17 protein-coding genes and 1 pseudogene are annotated in these 18,859 nt (G+C 38.7%); 12 read left to right on the top strand and 6 right to left on the bottom strand.

The window, feature by feature from the left end:
* The 3 genes from MTF67_RS09525 to MTF67_RS09515 all read left to right on the top strand — a co-directional run bounded on the left by MTF67_RS09525 (nt 1) and on the right by MTF67_RS09515 (nt 2,857).
* Entirely contained in the window at nt 1–1,110 is a 1,110-nt protein-coding gene (locus tag MTF67_RS09525; RefSeq protein WP_248519378.1) for a GNAT family N-acetyltransferase/peptidase C39 family protein, read from the top strand.
* Nucleotides 1,111–1,127: 17 nt separating this feature from the next.
* A complete protein-coding gene (locus tag MTF67_RS09520) occupies nt 1,128–1,640 on the top strand; it encodes an MgtC/SapB family protein (protein WP_248519377.1) in 513 nt (170 codons plus the stop codon).
* Nucleotides 1,641–1,828: 188 nt separating this feature from the next.
* Nucleotides 1,829–2,857 carry a GGDEF domain-containing protein gene (locus tag MTF67_RS09515; RefSeq protein WP_248519376.1) on the top strand — a complete coding sequence of 343 codons (1,029 nt, stop codon included), beginning with the start codon at nt 1,829–1,831 and terminating at the stop codon, nt 2,855–2,857.
* A gap of 13 nt (nt 2,858–2,870) precedes the next feature.
* Here MTF67_RS09515 and MTF67_RS09510 read toward each other — a convergent pair whose 3' ends face one another.
* On the bottom strand, nt 2,871–3,881 hold the full coding sequence (locus MTF67_RS09510; protein WP_248519375.1) for a helix-turn-helix domain-containing protein: 1,011 nt from the start codon (nt 3,879–3,881) through the stop codon (nt 2,871–2,873).
* Between the two features lie 124 nt (nt 3,882–4,005).
* Between MTF67_RS09510 and MTF67_RS09505 the strand changes: the two genes are divergently transcribed.
* Nucleotides 4,006–5,913, top strand: coding sequence for a beta-ketoacyl synthase (locus MTF67_RS09505; RefSeq protein ID WP_248519374.1), 1,908 nt, complete (start codon nt 4,006–4,008; stop codon nt 5,911–5,913).
* Nucleotides 5,914–6,068: 155 nt separating this feature from the next.
* Nucleotides 6,069–7,091 (top strand): energy transducer TonB, encoded by a 1,023-nt coding sequence (locus tag MTF67_RS09500; RefSeq protein ID WP_248519373.1) that lies wholly within the window; start codon nt 6,069–6,071, stop codon nt 7,089–7,091.
* Nucleotides 7,092–7,156: 65 nt separating this feature from the next.
* Here the strand turns inward: MTF67_RS09500 and MTF67_RS09495 are convergent, their stop codons facing one another.
* Nucleotides 7,157–7,573 carry an MgtC/SapB family protein gene (locus MTF67_RS09495; protein ID WP_006794759.1) on the bottom strand — a complete coding sequence of 139 codons (417 nt, stop codon included), beginning with the start codon at nt 7,571–7,573 and terminating at the stop codon, nt 7,157–7,159.
* Between the two features lie 244 nt (nt 7,574–7,817).
* Between MTF67_RS09495 and MTF67_RS09490 the strand changes: the two genes are divergently transcribed.
* Nucleotides 7,818–8,195, top strand: coding sequence for a hypothetical protein (locus MTF67_RS09490; RefSeq protein ID WP_248519372.1), 378 nt, complete (start codon nt 7,818–7,820; stop codon nt 8,193–8,195).
* Here the strand turns inward: MTF67_RS09490 and fghA are convergent.
* Both fghA and MTF67_RS09480 read right to left on the bottom strand, forming a co-directional pair.
* Nucleotides 8,149–8,991, bottom strand: a complete 843-nt coding sequence (fghA, locus tag MTF67_RS09485) for an S-formylglutathione hydrolase (RefSeq protein ID WP_248519371.1) — start codon at nt 8,989–8,991, stop codon at nt 8,149–8,151. The genes MTF67_RS09490 and fghA overlap by 47 nt on opposite strands.
* A 68-nt stretch (nt 8,992–9,059) precedes the next feature.
* Nucleotides 9,060–10,181: an S-(hydroxymethyl)glutathione dehydrogenase/class III alcohol dehydrogenase gene (locus MTF67_RS09480; protein WP_006794756.1), complete on the bottom strand. Its 1,122-nt coding sequence runs from the start codon at nt 10,179–10,181 to the stop codon at nt 9,060–9,062.
* Nucleotides 10,182–10,312: 131 nt separating this feature from the next.
* On the opposite strand from MTF67_RS09480, the gene MTF67_RS09475 reads away from it, so the two are divergent.
* From MTF67_RS09475 to MTF67_RS09450, 6 genes and pseudogenes are all read left to right on the top strand, one after another.
* A complete protein-coding gene (locus MTF67_RS09475; RefSeq protein ID WP_248519370.1) occupies nt 10,313–11,185 on the top strand; it encodes a LysR family transcriptional regulator in 873 nt (290 codons plus the stop codon).
* Between the two features lie 137 nt (nt 11,186–11,322).
* Entirely contained in the window at nt 11,323–12,540 is a 1,218-nt protein-coding gene (locus MTF67_RS09470; RefSeq protein ID WP_248519369.1) for a lipoprotein-releasing ABC transporter permease subunit, read from the top strand.
* The gene (lolD, locus tag MTF67_RS09465) at nt 12,533–13,231 is read left to right on the top strand and encodes a lipoprotein-releasing ABC transporter ATP-binding protein LolD (protein WP_248519368.1); all 699 of its coding nucleotides are present in this window, start codon (nt 12,533–12,535) and stop codon (nt 13,229–13,231) included. The genes MTF67_RS09470 and lolD overlap by 8 nt, the downstream gene beginning before the upstream one ends.
* On the top strand, nt 13,221–14,465 hold the full coding sequence (locus tag MTF67_RS09460; RefSeq protein ID WP_010557436.1) for a lipoprotein-releasing ABC transporter permease subunit: 1,245 nt from the start codon (nt 13,221–13,223) through the stop codon (nt 14,463–14,465). Before lolD ends, MTF67_RS09460 begins: the two co-directional genes overlap by 11 nt.
* Before the next feature lie 106 nt (nt 14,466–14,571).
* Nucleotides 14,572–15,032 (top strand): annotated as a pseudogene (locus tag MTF67_RS09455) (DUF1456 family protein).
* 227 nt (nt 15,033–15,259) lie between these two features.
* Entirely contained in the window at nt 15,260–16,342 is a 1,083-nt protein-coding gene (locus MTF67_RS09450; RefSeq protein ID WP_248519367.1) for a GGDEF domain-containing protein, read from the top strand.
* Nucleotides 16,343–16,386: 44 nt separating this feature from the next.
* Here the strand turns inward: MTF67_RS09450 and MTF67_RS09445 are convergent, their stop codons facing one another.
* Both MTF67_RS09445 and MTF67_RS09440 read right to left on the bottom strand, forming a co-directional pair.
* On the bottom strand, nt 16,387–18,120 hold the full coding sequence (locus MTF67_RS09445; RefSeq protein WP_248519366.1) for an AMP-binding protein: 1,734 nt from the start codon (nt 18,118–18,120) through the stop codon (nt 16,387–16,389).
* Between the two features lie 184 nt (nt 18,121–18,304).
* Nucleotides 18,305–18,751 (bottom strand): DUF3010 family protein, encoded by a 447-nt coding sequence (locus MTF67_RS09440; RefSeq protein WP_006794749.1) that lies wholly within the window; start codon nt 18,749–18,751, stop codon nt 18,305–18,307.
* Nucleotides 18,752–18,859: the final 108 nt, after the last annotated feature.

Raw genomic sequence — 18,859 nt, 5'->3', positions numbered from 1 at the left:
ATGAGCAGCCTTGTTATTCGAAAAGCACTTAGCAGTGATTTAAACGCGCTAATTGATGTTGAAAACGCGTGCTTTAATAACGATAAATTGAGCCCGCGTAGTTTAAAGCGTTGGTTAAGTGCTAAGCACGGTATTTTACTAATTGCAGAAAATGGCGAGCAAGTATGCGGCTATGGGCTTGTGTGGTGCCATAAAGGCACACGTTTGGCGCGTTTATATTCGCTTGCTGTAAAACCCACAATGCAAGGTAAGGGCATTGCAAAAGCACTGCTTACAAGCCTTGAAAAAGAAACGTGTGAGCGCGGGCGACTTTACTTACGATTAGAAGTAGCGGTAAATAACGAAAGTGCGATAGGGCTATACAAAAGCTTGGGTTACAGAGTGTTTGGCCAATATAGCGATTATTATGACGATCACAGTGATGCACTGCGAATGCAAAAAAATATTCGTCAAACGCGTGAACTTAAATTAGCGCGTTTAACGCCGTGGTATCAGCAAACAACAGAGTTTACCTGTGGGCCAGCGGCGTTACTAATGGCAATGGGGGCACTTGAGCCAATAACGGAGCTTAGCCAATCACATGAGCTGGCACTTTGGCGCGAAGGTACCACTATTTTTATGACCTCAGGCCATGGTGGTTGTCATCCGTTTGGTTTAGCGCTGGCGGCTTATAAACGCGGTTTTAAAAGCGAGGTCCTGGTTAATACCACAGAGCCTTTGTTTTTAGATGGCGTACGCAATGAAAACAAAAAAATAGTACTAGCTACTGTTCATCAACAATTTGTAGAAGGTATTGCACAGGCAAATATACAGCTTAGCTATAAAGATGTTGAGCTTGAGCATATTGAACAGTGGTTAAGTCAAGGCTTTAGTGTGCTGTTATTAATTAGCACATACAGTTTTGATGGTAAAAAATCACCTCATTGGGTGTGCGTTACCCACCTTGATGAGCACTGCGTGTATGTTCACGACCCATTTTGTGAGCAAGGAAGCGACAAACAACTCGCAATAGATTGCCAGTACGTGCCTATAGCGCGCAGTGATTTTGGTAAAATGTCAGCATTTGGTGGCCAACGGCTAAGAACCGCAGTGGCCATTGCTAATAATTAATAGGTTTTAAGTAAAGAGTGACTTTTTTAGATTTAATTGATGTAGCCCCTTATTCGTGGGCGGCCATTGGCACCGCCGCTTTTTGCGGTGCCATAATTGGGTTAGAGCGCCAGTTACGCGGTAAACCTGTGGGTATTCGTACCTCAGCTTTAATTACGCTGGGCACGTATTTGTTTTTATCGACCGCGTTTAACTTACAAGGGGATGTAATTGATCATTCTCGCGTAGTGGGGCAAATAATTACAGGCATTGGCTTTTTAGGCGCTGGGGTAATGCTTGCAAAAGATGGCGCCGTGGTAGGGGTTACCTCTGCTGCAACCATTTGGGTGCTTGCCTCAATTGGCGTAATGATAGCCACCGATAATCTAGCTGCTGCTATTAAACTTTCAGTGCTGGTGGTTTGTATTTTATACGGTGTAGATGTACTTGAGGCAAAATTTAAAAGCTTAAGCAAAGGGGTACACACTAAAGTAAAAAATTATCAAAAACGTTACTACCGAAAAGACTTTAACGACATAGAACGCCACTAATTTAGTGGCGTTTTGTTTTATTATGACTTAAATGTACATTGTGTTTTTAGAATTATAACTAGTCTATTATTTAGCGGATAACTTTTCGATTAAAGTCTAATTATATGCGTGCTGTTAATTTACATATATCTAATCTAATATTAATAAATATATTTATGAACAAATAGTTAGTAATTTAAAAGGATTTTATGAACCGTCATTCATTCGATAAAACACAAGAGGTAAGAGCAAAAGTTCTTCAAGGAATGAGTTTAATAATAGCGCTAGTTGCGCTTGTTGTAGCTTATGTAAATATAATTATTTCGAAGGTTTACATATTAGGAGCGATAGAAGTTTTACTCGCTGTGTTTTGTTTTTACACGTATTACAAAACGTGTATATCTGCCTCAAAGGTTTGGCATAGATGGGCGGTAGCCTATGCTTATTTCTTTGTTGTATTTTTAGCTGTTTATATTTTAAAAACAGATGAGGGTATAACGCATTGGATTTGTACATTTCCCATTTTGGCGTATTTGTTATTTGGTAAAAAACACGGGTTTATAAGTAGCTTTTGCTTACTGTTAGCGTCGGTAATTCCTTTATATTCTTTCCTCAGTTTAGGTGGTGCTAATAGTTTGCACTTAATTGTTAACTTAGGCCTTTCGTATATGACTATATGGACCGTTTCGCATATTTATGAAGCGATGAGATATTCTAACCAAGAAACAATTTTAAATTTGGCACTAAGAGATCCATTAACAAAAGCGTTTAATAGACGTGCATTACAAAGCCGCTTTAGTAAACAAACAATTATTGATGAGCCTTTATGCATAGCACTAATTGATATTGATTTTTTTAAAAAGGTGAACGATAAATATGGGCACGACGCAGGTGATGCTGTTTTAACGCAACTAACTGAGTTATTTGTAGAAAAATTTAAAGAAGATAATGCATTTAGAATGGGCGGTGAGGAATTTGTTGTTGTTATAAATGCTGATCAGCAAGCTGCTTATGACTTAGCAAAGTGTTTAATTAAAACGGTTGAAAGTCATCATTTTACTTATGAGAAAAACTGTTTAAAAATTACAATAAGTATTGGTTTGGAGGAACTGGTTACTGATTCGTCTGTTGATTTATCTAAAATACTTAAAGCAGCTGACGGTTATTTATACATAGCAAAAGATAACGGAAGAAATTGTGCTGTTTGTAGTATAAATAATTCAATATTAGGTAATTAAAAAAGCTTATTTGTTAGCCAAATAGCTTTCTTCTTACTACTTTTCTGTACTCGCTTGGCGTTTGGCTTAGCACTTTTTTAAACACGCGAGTTAAGTGGCCTTGATCGTTATAGCCAACCTCAAGTGCCACTTCTTGTATTGTTAAATTAGACGACGCCAATAACTCTTTAGCACTTTCAACCCGTAATTGCTGCCAATATTCTATAGGGCTTTGATTAGTTGCAAGCTTAAAGCGTCGTGTAAAGGTACGGTAGCTCAAACTAAATTGGGCGGCTACTTCTTGTAAGTTTAACTCGCTGGCTAAATTAGTTTTAAGCCAAAACTGAATTTGCGCTATGAGTTCATCTGGGTGGCGGTCAACCGCGCCTTCAAGGTAGCGCTGATCTTCGTAGGGTTTACGTACTTCGTGTGAAAAGTTACGTTCTACGTGCTGCGCAGCGGCTTTGCCGTAGTATTGGCTAATAATATGTACGATCACATCGGCAAGGGCATTTAAGCTTGCTACCGTATACATGCGCTCAGACTGGGTTATAAAAAAGTCGGGCTTTAAGCGCACTAACGGGTAGTCATGGCTAAATTGTTTTGCGTAATGCCAATGAGTTGTTGCAGGGTGCCCATCAAGTAAACCCGCTTCTGCAACTAGGCAATTACCCGTTCCTACACCAATTATATGGCTGCCAGTTTCAAAGCTTTCTTGGAGCCATTCAACCACTTCTTTATTAGTACGTACTACAGGGCGAGGATTTCGCCATATGCCGGGGACTATAATTAAATCGTTATACGGTGCGTTAGCAGTAGTGCAATCCGGGACTATAGCAAGGCCAGTACGGTTTTCTATTGGCTCATTACTTTTAGCAATTAAATTTATACTAAGCGGTCTAAAGTCAGTTTGGTCTAAGTGGCCTTTTGCGTAGGCTTCGCCGGCTCTTAGCATTTCAATAGGCAGTGTTAAACTGGTAATAAGTAAATGCGGATACACTGTGATTGCAATATTTAACGCAGGCTTTACTGATATTTTATGCATATGAATGCTCCGACCAGTACTTTTTGGCCTTTAATGCTGAATATTTGGCTATTAAAGCATAAAGCGGTGTGGTTAATCCAATTAAACTGTTGGCTTCTCCCATAACACGTTTTAAAGGTTAATTATGACAGCATTACCCGTAATTGTAGGCATGGGTGGTATTAACGCCGCAGGCCGTACTTCTTTTCATCAAGGTTACCGCCGTATCGTGTTAGACGCATTAAACGCACAAGATCGTAGTGAAACATTTTTAGGCCTCGCCACATTAATGAACTTAGTATGCGTTGTTGATGGTCAATTACAAGACACAAACGGTAATAATGTTGAGCAAAGCGACATAGAAGCACGCTTTGGTGAGCAAATTATTGCTGGGACACTTATTCGTAAAATTGAAAAAGAGCACTTTGATGCAGATGCCACGCCTTGGCAGCAAAAGATGACCTTAAAGTCCTCTGATGAAAACGCAATTGTATTTGAAACGCGCGCACGCGATTTACCAACCCCAGTGCCTGCCAGTTGGAAAGTACAAGAGCTTGACGGCAAAAAAGTAAAAGTGACTATAGCGGCAGAGCTAGATGTAAAATTAGATTCTACCCGTGATAACCCAATTAAATCGGCGGGGCAGTTTCCTACCGGGTTTGATCCATCAATTATGTATAACAGCCGTTATCAGCCACGCGGTTTGCAAGCCACCATATTTGCTGCAAACGATGCTATTAAATCAACTGGTCTTGACTGGCAACGCATAATGAATAGCGTAGAACCAGATAAAATTGGCACTTATTCAGCCTCGGTTATTGGCCAAATGGACGATAATGGATTGGGTGGTTTAGTTAAAGCCCGTCAGCAGGGCGATCGTGTTAGTACAAAGCAATTAGCACTTGGCCTAAACACGATGTCGACTGATTTTATAAATGCCTACGTTACAGGTAATGTAGGTACTACGTTTTCTACTTCGGGTGCATGTGCCACATTTTTATATAACTTACGCGCTGCAGTAAACGATATTCAAGCAGGGCGCACCCGTGTAGCGGTGGTAGCAAGTGTTGAATGCGCTATTACGCCTGAAGTAGTAGAAGGCTTTGGTAATATGAGCGCCCTTGCTAATGTTGAAGGCTTGCGCCGTTTAGATAATTTAAGCAGTGAACAAGAGCCAAATTATCGTAAAAGCAGCCGCCCATTTGGCGAAAACTGTGGCTTTACATTAGGTGAAGGCGCACAAGTAACTATTTTAATGGATGATGCATTAGCACTAGAGCTTGGTGCAGATATTATGGGCTCAGTGCCTGATGTATTTGTAAATGCCGATGGTATTAAAAAATCAATCACCTCACCGGGTCCGGGTAACTACATTACAATGGCTAAATCTGCGGCATTGGCAACAAGCTTATTAGGTAAAGAGGCGCTTCAAAAGCGCAGCTTTATTTTAGCGCATGGTTCTAGCACGCCGCAAAATAGAGTAACAGAATCTCTTATTTACCATAAAGTGGCACAAACCTTTGCCATTGATAGCTGGAAAGTGACGGCGCCAAAAGCTTATGTAGGGCATACAATTGCCCCCGCCAGTGGCGATCAGCTTGCTATTGCGCTGGGGGTATTTAGCCATAATATTATGCCGGGTATTACTACCATAGATAAAGTGGCCGACGATGTTTATGCAGATCACTTAGATATACGTAACAGCCATTACGACTGTGGCGACATGGACATCGCCTTTATAAACTCAAAAGGTTTTGGCGGTAATAACGCCACAGCTACAGTACTTAGCGCTAAAGTAACACTACAAATGCTTGCTAAGCGCCATGGTGAAAGAGCGATGAGTGATTACGCTTATAAAAATACATCCGTTGTTGCTTTGCAAAATACCTATAAAGCGCAAGCTGACCTTGGTAAGTACGAATTAGTATATCGTTTTGGTGATGGCGCCATTGACGATAACGATATTGTAATTGGCGAAGACGGAATAGAGCTTCCCGGTTTTGATAAAGCAATTTCGTTTAATACAACCAACTCCTATCAAGATATGTTTTAAGCACACATACTTGAAACCCAAGGCGCTTAATAAAGCGCCTTTTTTATGTTTATTAGCCTATAGTTAAATTTTGGTTAGTTATAAATATAAGCTTGCATCTTTTTATAATGTTTGTTTCTATAATAGCTACTTTGCGTTCTAGGATGGATAATCAAATGAAAAAACTCTCTATAGCTCTTTCTATATTACCTGCGTTAACTTGTGTGCCAGTAATGGCAGATTTTGTGCCAGCTGAAGTTGTTAAGGACAACTACAATAAACAAACAAATACATCTTCTCGTGTGTCACGCTTTGAAGGCTTAAATTTAAGTAGTTATGTTGTGAATGAAAGCGGTCAGGTTAGTGATATAGAAATTGTTGCATCTATCGGGCAAGACAAATACAAAAGAGAAGTTGTTGAGTATGTGTCAAAACTAAATTACAAGAGTGCTCAGGTCGATGGTAAAGCTGTGCCTAGTGCCAAGCTTATTACAGTGACTTCTCAAAACCTGCACTTGGGGTACACTAACGACAAAGCAACGCATGGCTTTTTTAATGATTATGAAACGGCAAGTAATTTAATTAATGAAAAAAAATTAGACGAAGCGCAAATTAAAATAATAGAGCTAGAACGCGACCATGCTAAAAATACTGTTGAAATAGTATTACTTTCATGGCTAAAAAGTCAGCATAGCTACTTTACCCAAGATTGGATTGGCTTTGATAAACATATTAATAATGCATTTTTATTTAGAGATAATTTACCAGATCAGATTAAAGTGCGAGTGGTAAAAAATGCTTTGCAATGGTTTATATCTAAACAGGACTACGTGCGCGCTTATGATGCAATTGATGCCCTAGGAAATATTAAAGCCTTTGTTTTTACAGATGAAAACAAGCAGCAGTTGCTAGCTCAAGTTAATGATATTTATAAAAATTCAGGCGATATAAACCAACAAATAGCTATTGAGACAGATCAAGCTGTTATGCCTTTACTGTCTAAAAGTGAGGTTGTGCTTGAGTCAACAATGCCACTTAGCAAGGTTCAACTGCGCTGTGAAAATAAAGTGGTAAATTACAACACAAGCGCTATTGATAAAATTGTCATTTCTAAAGATGATTTACGTTGCGGGTTATTAATTAAAAGTGCGCAAGCACAAACAGTAACGCTAAAACAAAGTGGAAATGCTTTTTTGTAAAGACCAAAAAATATTTTTATTTAAAACCCCATATATAACGATGGGGTTTTTACTTTTAAGCTATATTACTTCAATTTTTTTACATACCTGAGCGTTATAAAGTTAATAATAGCTAGCAAAATGGCTACTTCATATCGGTTATTTGCTACAGCAATACCAATTAATCCCATATTCCATATGCTCGCTGCTGTCGCAGTACCTGATGTTGACTGGTTATTTTTCAAAATTGCGCCACCACCAATAAAACCAATACCTGTTATTATTCCTTGTAACATTTTAGATTGTGCTTCAGATGAGTCTAGTACCGACATGGCTATAAGTGCATACCCACACGATGCAACTGCTACTAACGGAAATGTTCTTAGTCCAGCGCCGTCTTTACTTCGCTCTCTATCGTAGGCCATTGGCAGGGCTAGGGCGTAGGCAATACCTAAATGAATTAAGTTATCTAAGATTTCATTCCACTGTAAATCAAATTCCATTGCGATTCTCTATTAAAAAACTTAACTTACAAAAGCAATTGCCACGCCAAGTATAAAAACATTTAAAATCAATGTATTGTTTTTTATTTTAGGTTGATTTAGAGCATATTTAGTAAAATGTACACATTGGTTTATCACTTTTACTTAATGTGTTTACAGGTGTATTTAAATTGGTTTTACAACTTTTTACAGTCTTAATTTTATAAACGTATAGTATAAATACATGTTTTTAGAGGAGGGGATTATGAAGCTATTACTAACACTATTAATAACTGTGTACTTAAGTGGTTGCACGGTGGCCGGAGTTTTAATAGATGGGCATGCACAAAATAACGAAAAATTAAATCAAAATATGAATAGCAAAGCTCGTTCAGACCCTTACAAAGATCCATTTAAAGCCATTCCAAAAGATAGAGAAGGGTTTTCTTTTACAAAATTAGGTTTAAAAATTGATTCTGCATTAGTCGACTTTGTCAGTGTGGAAAATAAGCAACAACGCCAAGTGTGTAGGAAGGTGAGTAAAAGTTTAAAAGAGTGTGTAGAACTAAATAAGCCAGAACTACACACTAACGAGGCTACGCAGTTAAAAACTGACTATGAAATAATAAGTGTTGGTCAATAAAACTACTTATAAAGAAGTAACTATGATCGTAACCTTCTTGCATTTCAAGCGTTAACGGGTAACTCTTATCGTGAGCGATAGCCACTAGGTTTTGTGGTTTAAGTTGCTCCTCTAAAAAGCCATCGGCATCACCTTGCGATACTAGCATAGGTAGGTAGTCGTCCTGCTTTGCTAGTTTCATAAGCTCGCAGGTATCGTATTGTGCCCAAAGTGATTTATTGTCACCTAAATAACCAGTAAACGCTTTTGTGCCCCATGGGCAATTTATTGGGTTAACGATTGGGCTAAACGCAGATGCGCTTACGTAGGCTTGTGGGTTTTTAAGTGCAACCATTAAAGCACCGTGCCCACCCATAGAATGACCACTAATGGCTTTAGTACTTGTTACCGGAAAATGCTGTTCAATAAGTGCTGGTAGCTCATCAACTACATAGTCGTACATATTAAAATGTGTGTTGAAGGGCGCTTGCGTAGCATTAACATAAAAACCAGCACCTTGAGCGAAGTCATAACTATCTTCATTGGGTACGTTATCGCCACGCGGGCTTGTATCGGGTGCCACTATTGCAATACCCAGCTCGGCTGCTTTTTTAAATGCGCCCGCTTTTTGCATAAAGTTTTCGTCAGTACAGGTTAATCCCGATAGCCAATAAAGCACAGGTACTTTGTTCGTTTCACTTGCACCAGGTGGTAAAAATACCGCAAAACGCATTGTGCAATGGGTACTTGTTGCAGTGTGGGTATATTGTTTGTGCCAACCACCGGCTACTTTTGTACTTGAGATATTCTCTAACATAATAATCCTTAAAAGCCGTAAACGTTCAAGTATTACGGCTTTTTATCAAGTCGTTTACTAAGTGCTTATTAGTAATGAATTACAGTACGAATACTCTTGCCTTCGTGCATTAAATCAAATGCGTCGTTAATTTCTTCAAGGCTCATTGTATGAGTAATAAAGTCGTTTAGTGCAAATTCGCCTGCCATGTAGCGCTCAACTATTTCAGGAAGTTGCGAGCGACCTTTAACGCCACCAAATGCGCTACCACGCCATACACGACCGGTAACAAGCTGGAAAGGACGAGTTGAAATTTCTTGGCCAGCACCGGCTACACCAATAATTACCGATTCCCCCCAGCCTTTATGGCAACACTCAAGGGCAGAGCGCATTACATCAACGTTACCAATACATTCAAATGAGTAGTCAACGCCACCGTCAGTCATTTCAACAATTACTTCTTGAATTGGCTTGTCGAAATCTTTAGGGTTTATTAAATCGGTTGCGCCAAGTTTAGTAGCAAGGTCAAATTTACTGGTGTTAATGTCTACACCAATAATACGACTCGCGCCCGCCATCTTTGCACCAATAATGGCTGATAAACCAATGCCGCCAAGGCCGAATATCGCAACTGTATCGCCTTCTTTTACTTTAGCAGTGTTAGTTACAGCACCCATACCGGTTGTAACACCACACCCTAATAAACAAATTTCTTCTAAAGAGGCTTCTTTGTTTACTTTGGCGAGTGAAATTTCTGGAAGTACTGTGTACTCAGAAAATGTAGACGTACCCATGTAGTGGTAAATTGGTTGGCCGTCTTTAAAAAAGCGTGTTGTGCCGTCTGGCATTAAGCCTTTACCTTGTGTTTCGCGTACGGCTGAACAAAGGTTAGTTTTGCCAGATGTACACATTTTACATTCGCCACATTCAGCGGTATAAAGTGGAATTACATGATCCCCCACTTCAACACTTGTTACACCTTCGCCAACGGCATAAACAACGCCTGCGCCTTCGTGGCCTAAAATAGCTGGGAATATACCTTCTGGATCTTCACCTGATAACGTAAATGCATCGGTATGACAAACACCAGTAGCAGTAATTTTTACCATTACTTCGCCTTTTTTAGGCATCATTACATCAACTTCTTCAACGCTTAAAGGTTGGTTAGGGCCCCAAGCAATCGCCGCTTTTGATTTAATAAAATCAGACATGTGTTTATCCTTAGTAGTGTTATTTAATATCAATTGTAGACCCATTTTGTTTGGGTGATGGGACTATTGTATTTGTTTCTCATATAATGATAATCTCTTATTTATTAAAACACTTTTACAGTATGGTAATAATGGCGCGTTGGGATGGGATTGACGAATTTATAGCTGTCGGTGAGGAAGGAAGCTTTACTGCTGCAGCTAGGATATTGGGCCTTTCGGTTGCGCATATTAGCCGTCATGTAACCGCCCTTGAGCAACGTTTAAATACCCAGCTTTTAACGCGCACCACACGAAAAGTTGTTCTCACTAAAGAAGGTGAGATCTTTTTACATCAAATAAAGCACTTACAGCATGCAATGGACGATGCTACGCAGGGCCTTGCATCACATCAAACAACCCCTAAAGGTAAAATTAAACTAACAGCCCCGGTAATGTTCGGCGAAACCTTTATTATGCCTATTGTGCACAATTTTATGCACGATCACCCCGATGTTGAAGTTATTGCAAACCTAAGTAACGAACAAGAAGATTTACTTGAAGGCGGGTTTGATTTAGCAATAAGGTTAGGCCATTTAAAAGATTCGAGCTTAAAAGCGCGACGGTTAAGTGATCGGCGCTTTATTATGTGTGCATCGCCTGCTTATTTAAGGCGCTTTGGTGAGCCACATACCTTAGGTGAGCTACATAACCACCAGTGTTTAGTAGGGAATAGTAGTTATTGGCGTGTAAACGAAAATGAGCGTGAAAAACACATTAAAATTGCTGGCAGATTACATTGCAACAGTGGTTGGGCACTTGTTGATGGTGCTAAAAAAGGCTTAGGTATTGTGCAACTTCCTGATTACTACATAGATAATGAGCTTAATAGTGGTGAGTTAGTGCCTATTTTAACGTCTTACCAACCCAAGCAAGAAGGTGTGTGGGGGGTTTATCCACCACGTCAGTTTGTAGCTACCAATGTACGTGTATTACTCGACTATTTAGTTGCTGGCCTTAAAGAATAAATTGCTATAAGTGAATTGCTGAAAAATCAGCCAAGTATCAGATTTATAAATTATTTCTTACATTTATGGTCATATTCAATTCATCTTAGTTCGTGCTACTATAGCCCCACACTTTTAGCATAAATGTTTTAAATTATATGTTTCAACCGGTTAGCTTATTTATAGGACTTAGATACAGCCGCTCCTCAAAAGGGAATGCGTTTATATCGTTTATTTCTTTTTTTTCTATTGCCGGCATTGCTATCGGTTTAATGGCTTTATTTACCGTAAGCAGTGTAATGAATGGTTTTGAGCATAGCTTAAAAACTAATATGCTTGGCCTTATTCCGCACATTGAGGTTAAATCTGATCAGCACACCCCAGAGCAAATAACGAGTTTAAAGGCAGATCTCACTAAATCTTCATATGTGAAACATGTTAATTTGTATCGCCAAGGCGAAGCTATTTTGCAAACCAATAAAGATCTTCACGGTGTATTACTGCAAGGTTTATATGACAATAACGGTGCGTTATACAAAGTTACTGAGAAAATAGTACAAGGCAATTGGCAAACAGTACTTAATAATAACTATAACATTGCTATAAGCCGCTATTTGAGTCGGAAGTTAGGTGTTGGTTTAGGTGATAAACTTCGTGTGATCATGCCAAATGCATCTACTTATACTCCTTTGGGGCGTGTGCCTAGCCAGCGTTTATTTAAAGTTGCAGCAATATACGAAACGGGCTCTGAAATAGACATGGCACTCGCTTTTACAAGTGGGCCATCGCTTCAGCGTGTTTTAAAGTTAAATAAAAATGTTGCCCCAAATTTAAGTGTGTCACTTTTTGAACCCTTTGAATTGGACGAATTTACGGACGCAAGCCAACTTATATTAAAAGGTTACAACTATTCAGATTGGCGAAGCAGCCAAGGCACGTTATTTGCCGCAGTAGCAATGGAAAAGCGGATCATGTCCATGTTACTTGCACTTATTGTGCTGGTGGCTGTGTTTAATATTGTATCTGCCTTAACAATGATGGTGAGTGAAAAACAAGGGGAAGTTGCGATACTTCAAACACTTGGGCTTACACCATCGCAGGTGCAAAAAGTATTTATGGTTCAAGGTCTTTACAATGGCGTTATTGGAACATTAATTGGCGCTTTTTTTGGGGTGCTACTGAGTTTATACATAAATGAGCTTCTTGAATTAGTTGGCCTGAGTCTACTTGCTGGCATTGAACTACCTGTGAAATTTGATGTGCTTAGTTTAGTAATAATTGCGTTTGCCAGTATTGCTATGAGCTTTTTAGCTACCTTATATCCTGCGCGCAAAGCCGCAAAAGTAAAACCAGCAGAGGTGTTGCGTTATGAATAATTTAGTAATTAGTTGTGAAAATTTAAGCAAAGTATACCAAGATGGCAACAACCAAGTTGAAGTGCTAAAAGGCGTAGATTTAGCGCTACAGCAAGGTGAAATGCTCGCTATTGTAGGTAGTTCCGGTTCTGGTAAAAGTACGCTTTTGCATATACTCGGAACGCTTGATACTGCCACTGCAGGTATTGCTAAAATTAAAAATCAAGAAGTTGCTAAGTTATCTCGTACTGAACAAGCGGCTTTTAGAAACCAAAATTTAGGTTTTATTTATCAGTTTCACCATTTATTGATGGAGTTTAGTGCTGTAGAAAATGTAGCAATGCCTTTGTTAATAAAAGGCTTAACGGCAAAAGAAGCAAAAGTACAGGCGCTCGACATGCTTGAAAAAGTGGGCCTTGCACATCGAAGTGATCATAAACCTTCTGCTCTATCAGGAGGAGAACGTCAACGTGTTGCTATTGCCCGTGCTTTGGTTACTAAACCTTCGTTGGTTCTTGCTGATGAGCCAACAGGTAATTTAGACAAGCAAAATGCGATTAAAATTTATGATTTAATAAATGAGCTAAACCAGAGTTTAAACACGAGCTTTGTAGTGGTAACTCATGATTTAGAGCTTGCTGATAAGCTAGGTAAAATAGCTTACTTAGATGACGGTAAACTATCGGTAAAAGAGTCACAATATGTTGCTTAGTGCATTTTTAAGTAAACGTTTTAGAGCATACTCAGGTCATAAAGACGAAAAAAACGGGTTTGTTAGTTTTATAGCTAAAGCGTCTACTATAGGTATTTTATTGGGGGTCGCTGTTTTAATTGTTGCCCTTTCAGTAATTAACGGCTTTGAACAACAATTAGTCCATCGTTTACTAAGCGTAGTACCTCAGGTTGAATATGTTGCACCAAGCAGACCTATTGCTAATTGGCAGCTAAAAGTAGCTAACATAGAAAGTCAGCCGCATGTAACGGGAGCTGCCCCATTTATCGCGGTTAATGGTATGGCGCAGTATAAAAGCCAATTAAAAGCGGTCGAAATACGCGGTGTTAGCCCTTCTTATGAGGGCAATGTTTCTGCAGTTAACCAGTTTGGAACAGGTAAATTAGTAAGCCAATTATCCTCTGAAGAGGTTATTTTAGGCCAACAGATAGTAAAGCAACTTGACGCAAAAGTGGGCGACAATATTACTTTGCTAATTCCTCAGGTTGGGCAAGCAGGTGGTCAGTTATTAGCACCTAAACGCGTTACCCTGAGCCTTGCAGGTGTTATTGAAATGGGCGGCCCAATTGATAGTACGGCTGCTTTTATACATTTAAGCAAAGCGCAGCAAACACTTGGCTACGACGAAACCCAAGTTACAGGTTTAAGGTTAAGTGTTGATGATGTGTTTTCAGCGCATCAAATAGCGCTTAATGTAGGGCAAACCATTAGCGATTATGTCTATATTTCTAGTTGGTTTAGAACACAAGGTAGCTTATATCAAGATATACAAATGGTTCGTACCATTGTTTATATTGTTGTGTTTTTAATTATTGCTGTTGCGAGTTTTAATATTGTGTCTTCTCTTGTCATGGAAGTGCGTGAAAAAGAAGGCAATATCGCAATTTTAAAAACAATGGGCGCTAAAGACAGCACTATTTTAGCAACCTTTGTAATGCAGGGATTAACGCAAGCGTTTGTGGGGGTCTTACTTGGCTCGTTCATAGGTGTTGTATTAGCATTAAACATAAGTGAATTATTTGCTTGGCTGAGCCAGCTAATGGGTGCTAATCCGCTTGAAGGGGTTTATTTTATAGAGTTTTTACCTAGTAAGCTTGTGCTCGAAGACATCGGCATTACAGTCATTGCAACATTCGTACTTGCTATTTTTGCGACTATTTATCCCGCATGGCAGGCCACGCGAGTCGATCCGGCAAAGGTGCTGGGTAATTAACCTTACTAAAACAATAGGGGCAGGTTTGTAAAGCTGCTAAACTACGCGCTCATTTAATAGTGGGCGCTATTGCTCAGCTATACAATACCTTACTCAGGAAATTACTTTGACAAATAACGATATTTTACGCCGTCTTCGCTATACCTTTAATTTAACCGATACTGCCGTGGTTGACATTTTTGCTGCGGCAGAGGCTACAGTAACAACAGAGCAAGTCATTGCGTGGTTAACAAAAGAGGGCGAGCAAGAGTTTGTTAAAATTTCAGACACTGAGTTTGCAACCTTTTTGAACGGGTTTATTAATACCAAACGAGGTAAACGCGAGGGTGTACAGCCAATACCAGAGAGTAAGCTCAATAATAATATTATCTTTATGAAGTTCGCATTGCTTTAAACATGAAGGCTGAAGATGTAATAGCCGCGCTTGCATTGGTTGATTTTGATTTAAGCAAACACGAATTAAGTGCGTTTTCTCGTAAAGTAGACAACAAGCATTACCGAGTGTGTAACGATCAAATACTGCGTTTATTCTTAACAGGCGTTCAGCAGCAATACCGCTCTGAGTAATTACTAATAAATATTTTGTCCAAAAACGTTGTAATAACCAACGTTTTTTAGACAGTCATTATAAGTGTTTACTAATATTGTAATTAATCAAACATATCGATAATATTTAAAGGCTAACTTTACTAGACCAATTTAAATGGCTTAAAAAGCAACCATCACATAAATACAAAAATAGCGGCTTTTAAGCACATTATTTCAAGCCAACGAAAGTATAAAAGGAATTTAAAATGCAATTAATACCCGCAACATTTTATTTTCCACCCGACAAAGAAAAAGACTTCCAGCATCAACTTAATAAAAGCACCGTTCACTTTGCTAATATAGCCTTGTATTTAGCTGCTTTATTTTTAACGATTTTGGTTATTCTTTCGTGGTTGAATGATGAACAATCTATATCCTCTGTTATTAATATTCTTAGGCTTTCGATGGTTTGTTTGTCGTTTGTATTGGTTTATGTAAACAATAAATTAAAGGCAAAATACTTACATTATCGTTGCTTTGCTTATGGCATTTTATTTTGTGTTTTATTTGGGTATTTATTTTGGTCCTTTGTCGGATTATATGGTTATTTAAACGAAGGAGGGCCAATGCTTGTAGTGGCTTCCTTTTCTGCAATACCCATGCTTCATTTAGGCCATAAACTTATTTTATGGACAATTACGGGGTTAAGCCTTCTAAGTGTTCATTTGTTTTCATCCACGCCAATAATATGGAGCCTTTACTTTTACATTAGCATTGTGATTGTAATGGCCTGTATTCAATATCAACTGGATATACTTTTACGTAAACAATATGAAGCTGAGCTTGTTGAAACACAAAAAGCAAACATTGATCAGCTAACTGGGTTATATAATAGACACAGTTTTGACTCAGAATGTAAACGCTTAATGAATCAAATAAAGCCATCTCAGTCGCTAGCGCTTGCTATGGTTGATATCGATGACTTTAAAAAATATAACGATAATTACGGGCATTTAGATGGCGATAACATACTCATTAATGTTGCGAGCCGATTAAAAAAACTCCAGGCAGATATCGTTGTTAGATTTGGTGGTGAAGAATTTATCTTAGTTAAAATTTTAGATCAAAATAATTTAGACTGGCTTGATGATTTACCCAATCTTTTTGCTACAAATACGATAAGTCACGAATACTCAACATTTAAACGTGTAACTGTTTCTGCTGGCGTTGTCGTAGCTGATTTTTCCGCCCTTTGTCCAGACATTAAAGCATTGCTATCTGTAGCCGATAAAGCGATGTACAAAGCAAAAAATACAGGTAAAAATAAAGTAATTAAAGATTACATATAAAAATGGCCCAACATTTATATTGTGTCATGCTGGGCAAGTTTATATTATGAAAATAATTTACTTGATAATACTTCTTGCATTTGTTCTCGCATTTTGAACTTTTGTAGTTTGCCTGTCACTGTCATAGGGTAACTTTCTACAAAGCGAATATACCGAGGCATTTTAAAGTAGGCGAGTTTGTCTTGTAAAAATGCACGAATCGCTTGTTCATCGAGTGTTGTATCTTCTTTTGGTTGGATCCACGCACACACTTCTTCACCGTATTTTTCATCGCTGATACCAAATACAGCGGCGTCTTGTATGCCTGGATAGGTATAAAGCACCTCTTCAATTTCTCGAGGGTAAACGTTTTCACCACCACGGATAATCATGTCTTTGATTCGCCCAACAATACTCACAAATCCTTCGCTATCCATAACGCCTAAATCGCCTGAATGAAGCCAGCCGTCACTATCTATTGTGGCTTTTGTTTTTTCTTCGTCATTCCAATAGCAGCGCATTATTCCTACGCCTTTGGAGCATACTTCACCGGGTAAACCTATTTTTTGAATGTTACCCAGTTCATCAATAATTTTAACCTCAGTATGTGCAAGGGCGCGGCCAACGGTTGTTACTTGGCGCTCTATTGATGAATCAGTTTCGGTTATATTATTGATTGGGCTGCATTCAGTTTGCCCATAGGCAATTAAAACCTGATGCATATTCATTTGTGTTTGAACTTTTCGCATGACTTGTTCGGGGCAAGTAGAGCCTGCCATAACACCGGTTCTGAGTGACCTTAAGTCATATTCATTAAAGGTACTGAGCTCAAGTTGACTAATAAACATAGTGGGAACACCGTGCAATGCTGTACAACCTTCTTGTTCAATTACATCAAGCGTTGTTTTGGCGTCAAACGAATCACTCGGATAAATGGCTGCGGCACCTTTTGTAACGCATAAGAGACTACCTAAAACCATACCAAAGCAATGATATAAAGGCACTGGAATACAAAGCTTGTCGTGCTCAGTAAAATGCATAGAATCGCCAACAAAAAGCGCATTATTTAATATGTTTTTGTGAGTGAGTGTAGCGCCTTTTGGATTACCTGTTGTGCCTGAAGTGAATTGTATATTTATATCCTGTTCGGCATTTAAATTTGCAGCAATAGCATTAAGTTCAAGCTCATGAGCTGGCGTTGCCATACGCATAATATCGGAAAACGAAAACATGCCAGCGCTTTTTTCATTACCAATACGAATTACATTCTTAAGATTGGGCAGAGCTTTAGCTGAAAGCTTGCCACTGTCACAATGTTTAAGTTCTGGCGCTAGACTATTTAGCATTTCTATATAGTTGCTGCCTTTAAATTGTGAAGCGGTAATGAGTGTTGAACATTCAACGCTATTTAATGCATATTGAAGCTCATTTGGCCGATAGGCTGGGTTTATGCAAACCATAATGGCACCAATCTTTGCGGTAGCGAATTGAGTTAAGCACCACTGTATATTATTAGGTGACCATATTCCGACCCGATCTCCTGGCTTAACACCGATGGCTAATAGCCCCATTGCGAGTTGATTCACTTCTTTTTGAAATTCTTTGTAGGTTAAACGAATGTTTTGATGATTGACCACTACCGCAAGCGAGTTAGGGTTTTTGTCGACAATGAAGTCGAAGTAAGCACCAATGGTTTTATTGGTTAAAGGTGTATTTTGTGAGCCTTTAAAATAGCTTTTGGACAACGGTAATGAATTTATTACTTCTACTTCTTTAACCGTTTTATGTAGTGTGTGCATGTTTTTCTCCGTGTCGATGTGTGTGTATTACATAAACTAGGAACTAAATAAACACACATTGTCGACAAAAAGAAGGGTGGTTAGACTAATGTATTATAAGTAAAGATATAGCCAGTAAAATAGTAGCAATAAAAACGCGCCATATTGGCGCGTTCATAATTTAAAAAACTTTAAACGTTTTAAATTACATTTCGTCACTACGATACGTTTTTTTCATTATGTATACGTAGGCGTTCACAAATGCATTTTCTTGGTACTTTTTAAGGCCTGTTTCCTCAAATGCTATTGGGATAGGGTTACGCTTAACTTGCTCTTTAATCTCTGTAGTTGAGAATACGCGAACATCAAGGTTTTCAATGAGCTGAATAGCGGTTTCCATTTTAAAACCTTTCGCACTGCCGGCAAATTTACCTTTTGGTTGGCGTTCGCGAATGGCAACAGAGTCAATTTGGTAATCTTGCATTAGCTTTGCAAAATCAAATTGAAATTTGCGCATTATTTCAGTGTCGTTACCATTACCTAAAGTAAAACGTGTTTGACGCACATCGCGAATATCAAAAACGTCGTTATCTTTACTTAAAATACAAAGTAGTACGTCACTACCGGTAATTTCTACACCACATGTTCTCATTGCTGTTCTCTAATAAAACTTAATTATTGCGTATTATACGCAACATCGAATAAATTGCGAGAATAAGCAATAAGGTGAATTCTTACTATGCATTTCTCAAAATTGTCA

The sequence above is a fragment of the Pseudoalteromonas sp. 2CM32C genome, assembly GCF_023161925.1.
Taxonomy (GTDB): domain Bacteria; phylum Pseudomonadota; class Gammaproteobacteria; order Enterobacterales; family Alteromonadaceae; genus Pseudoalteromonas; species Pseudoalteromonas marina.
Note: the sequence above shows the minus strand (reverse complement) of the source record. Positions and strands in the feature narration are given on the sequence as shown.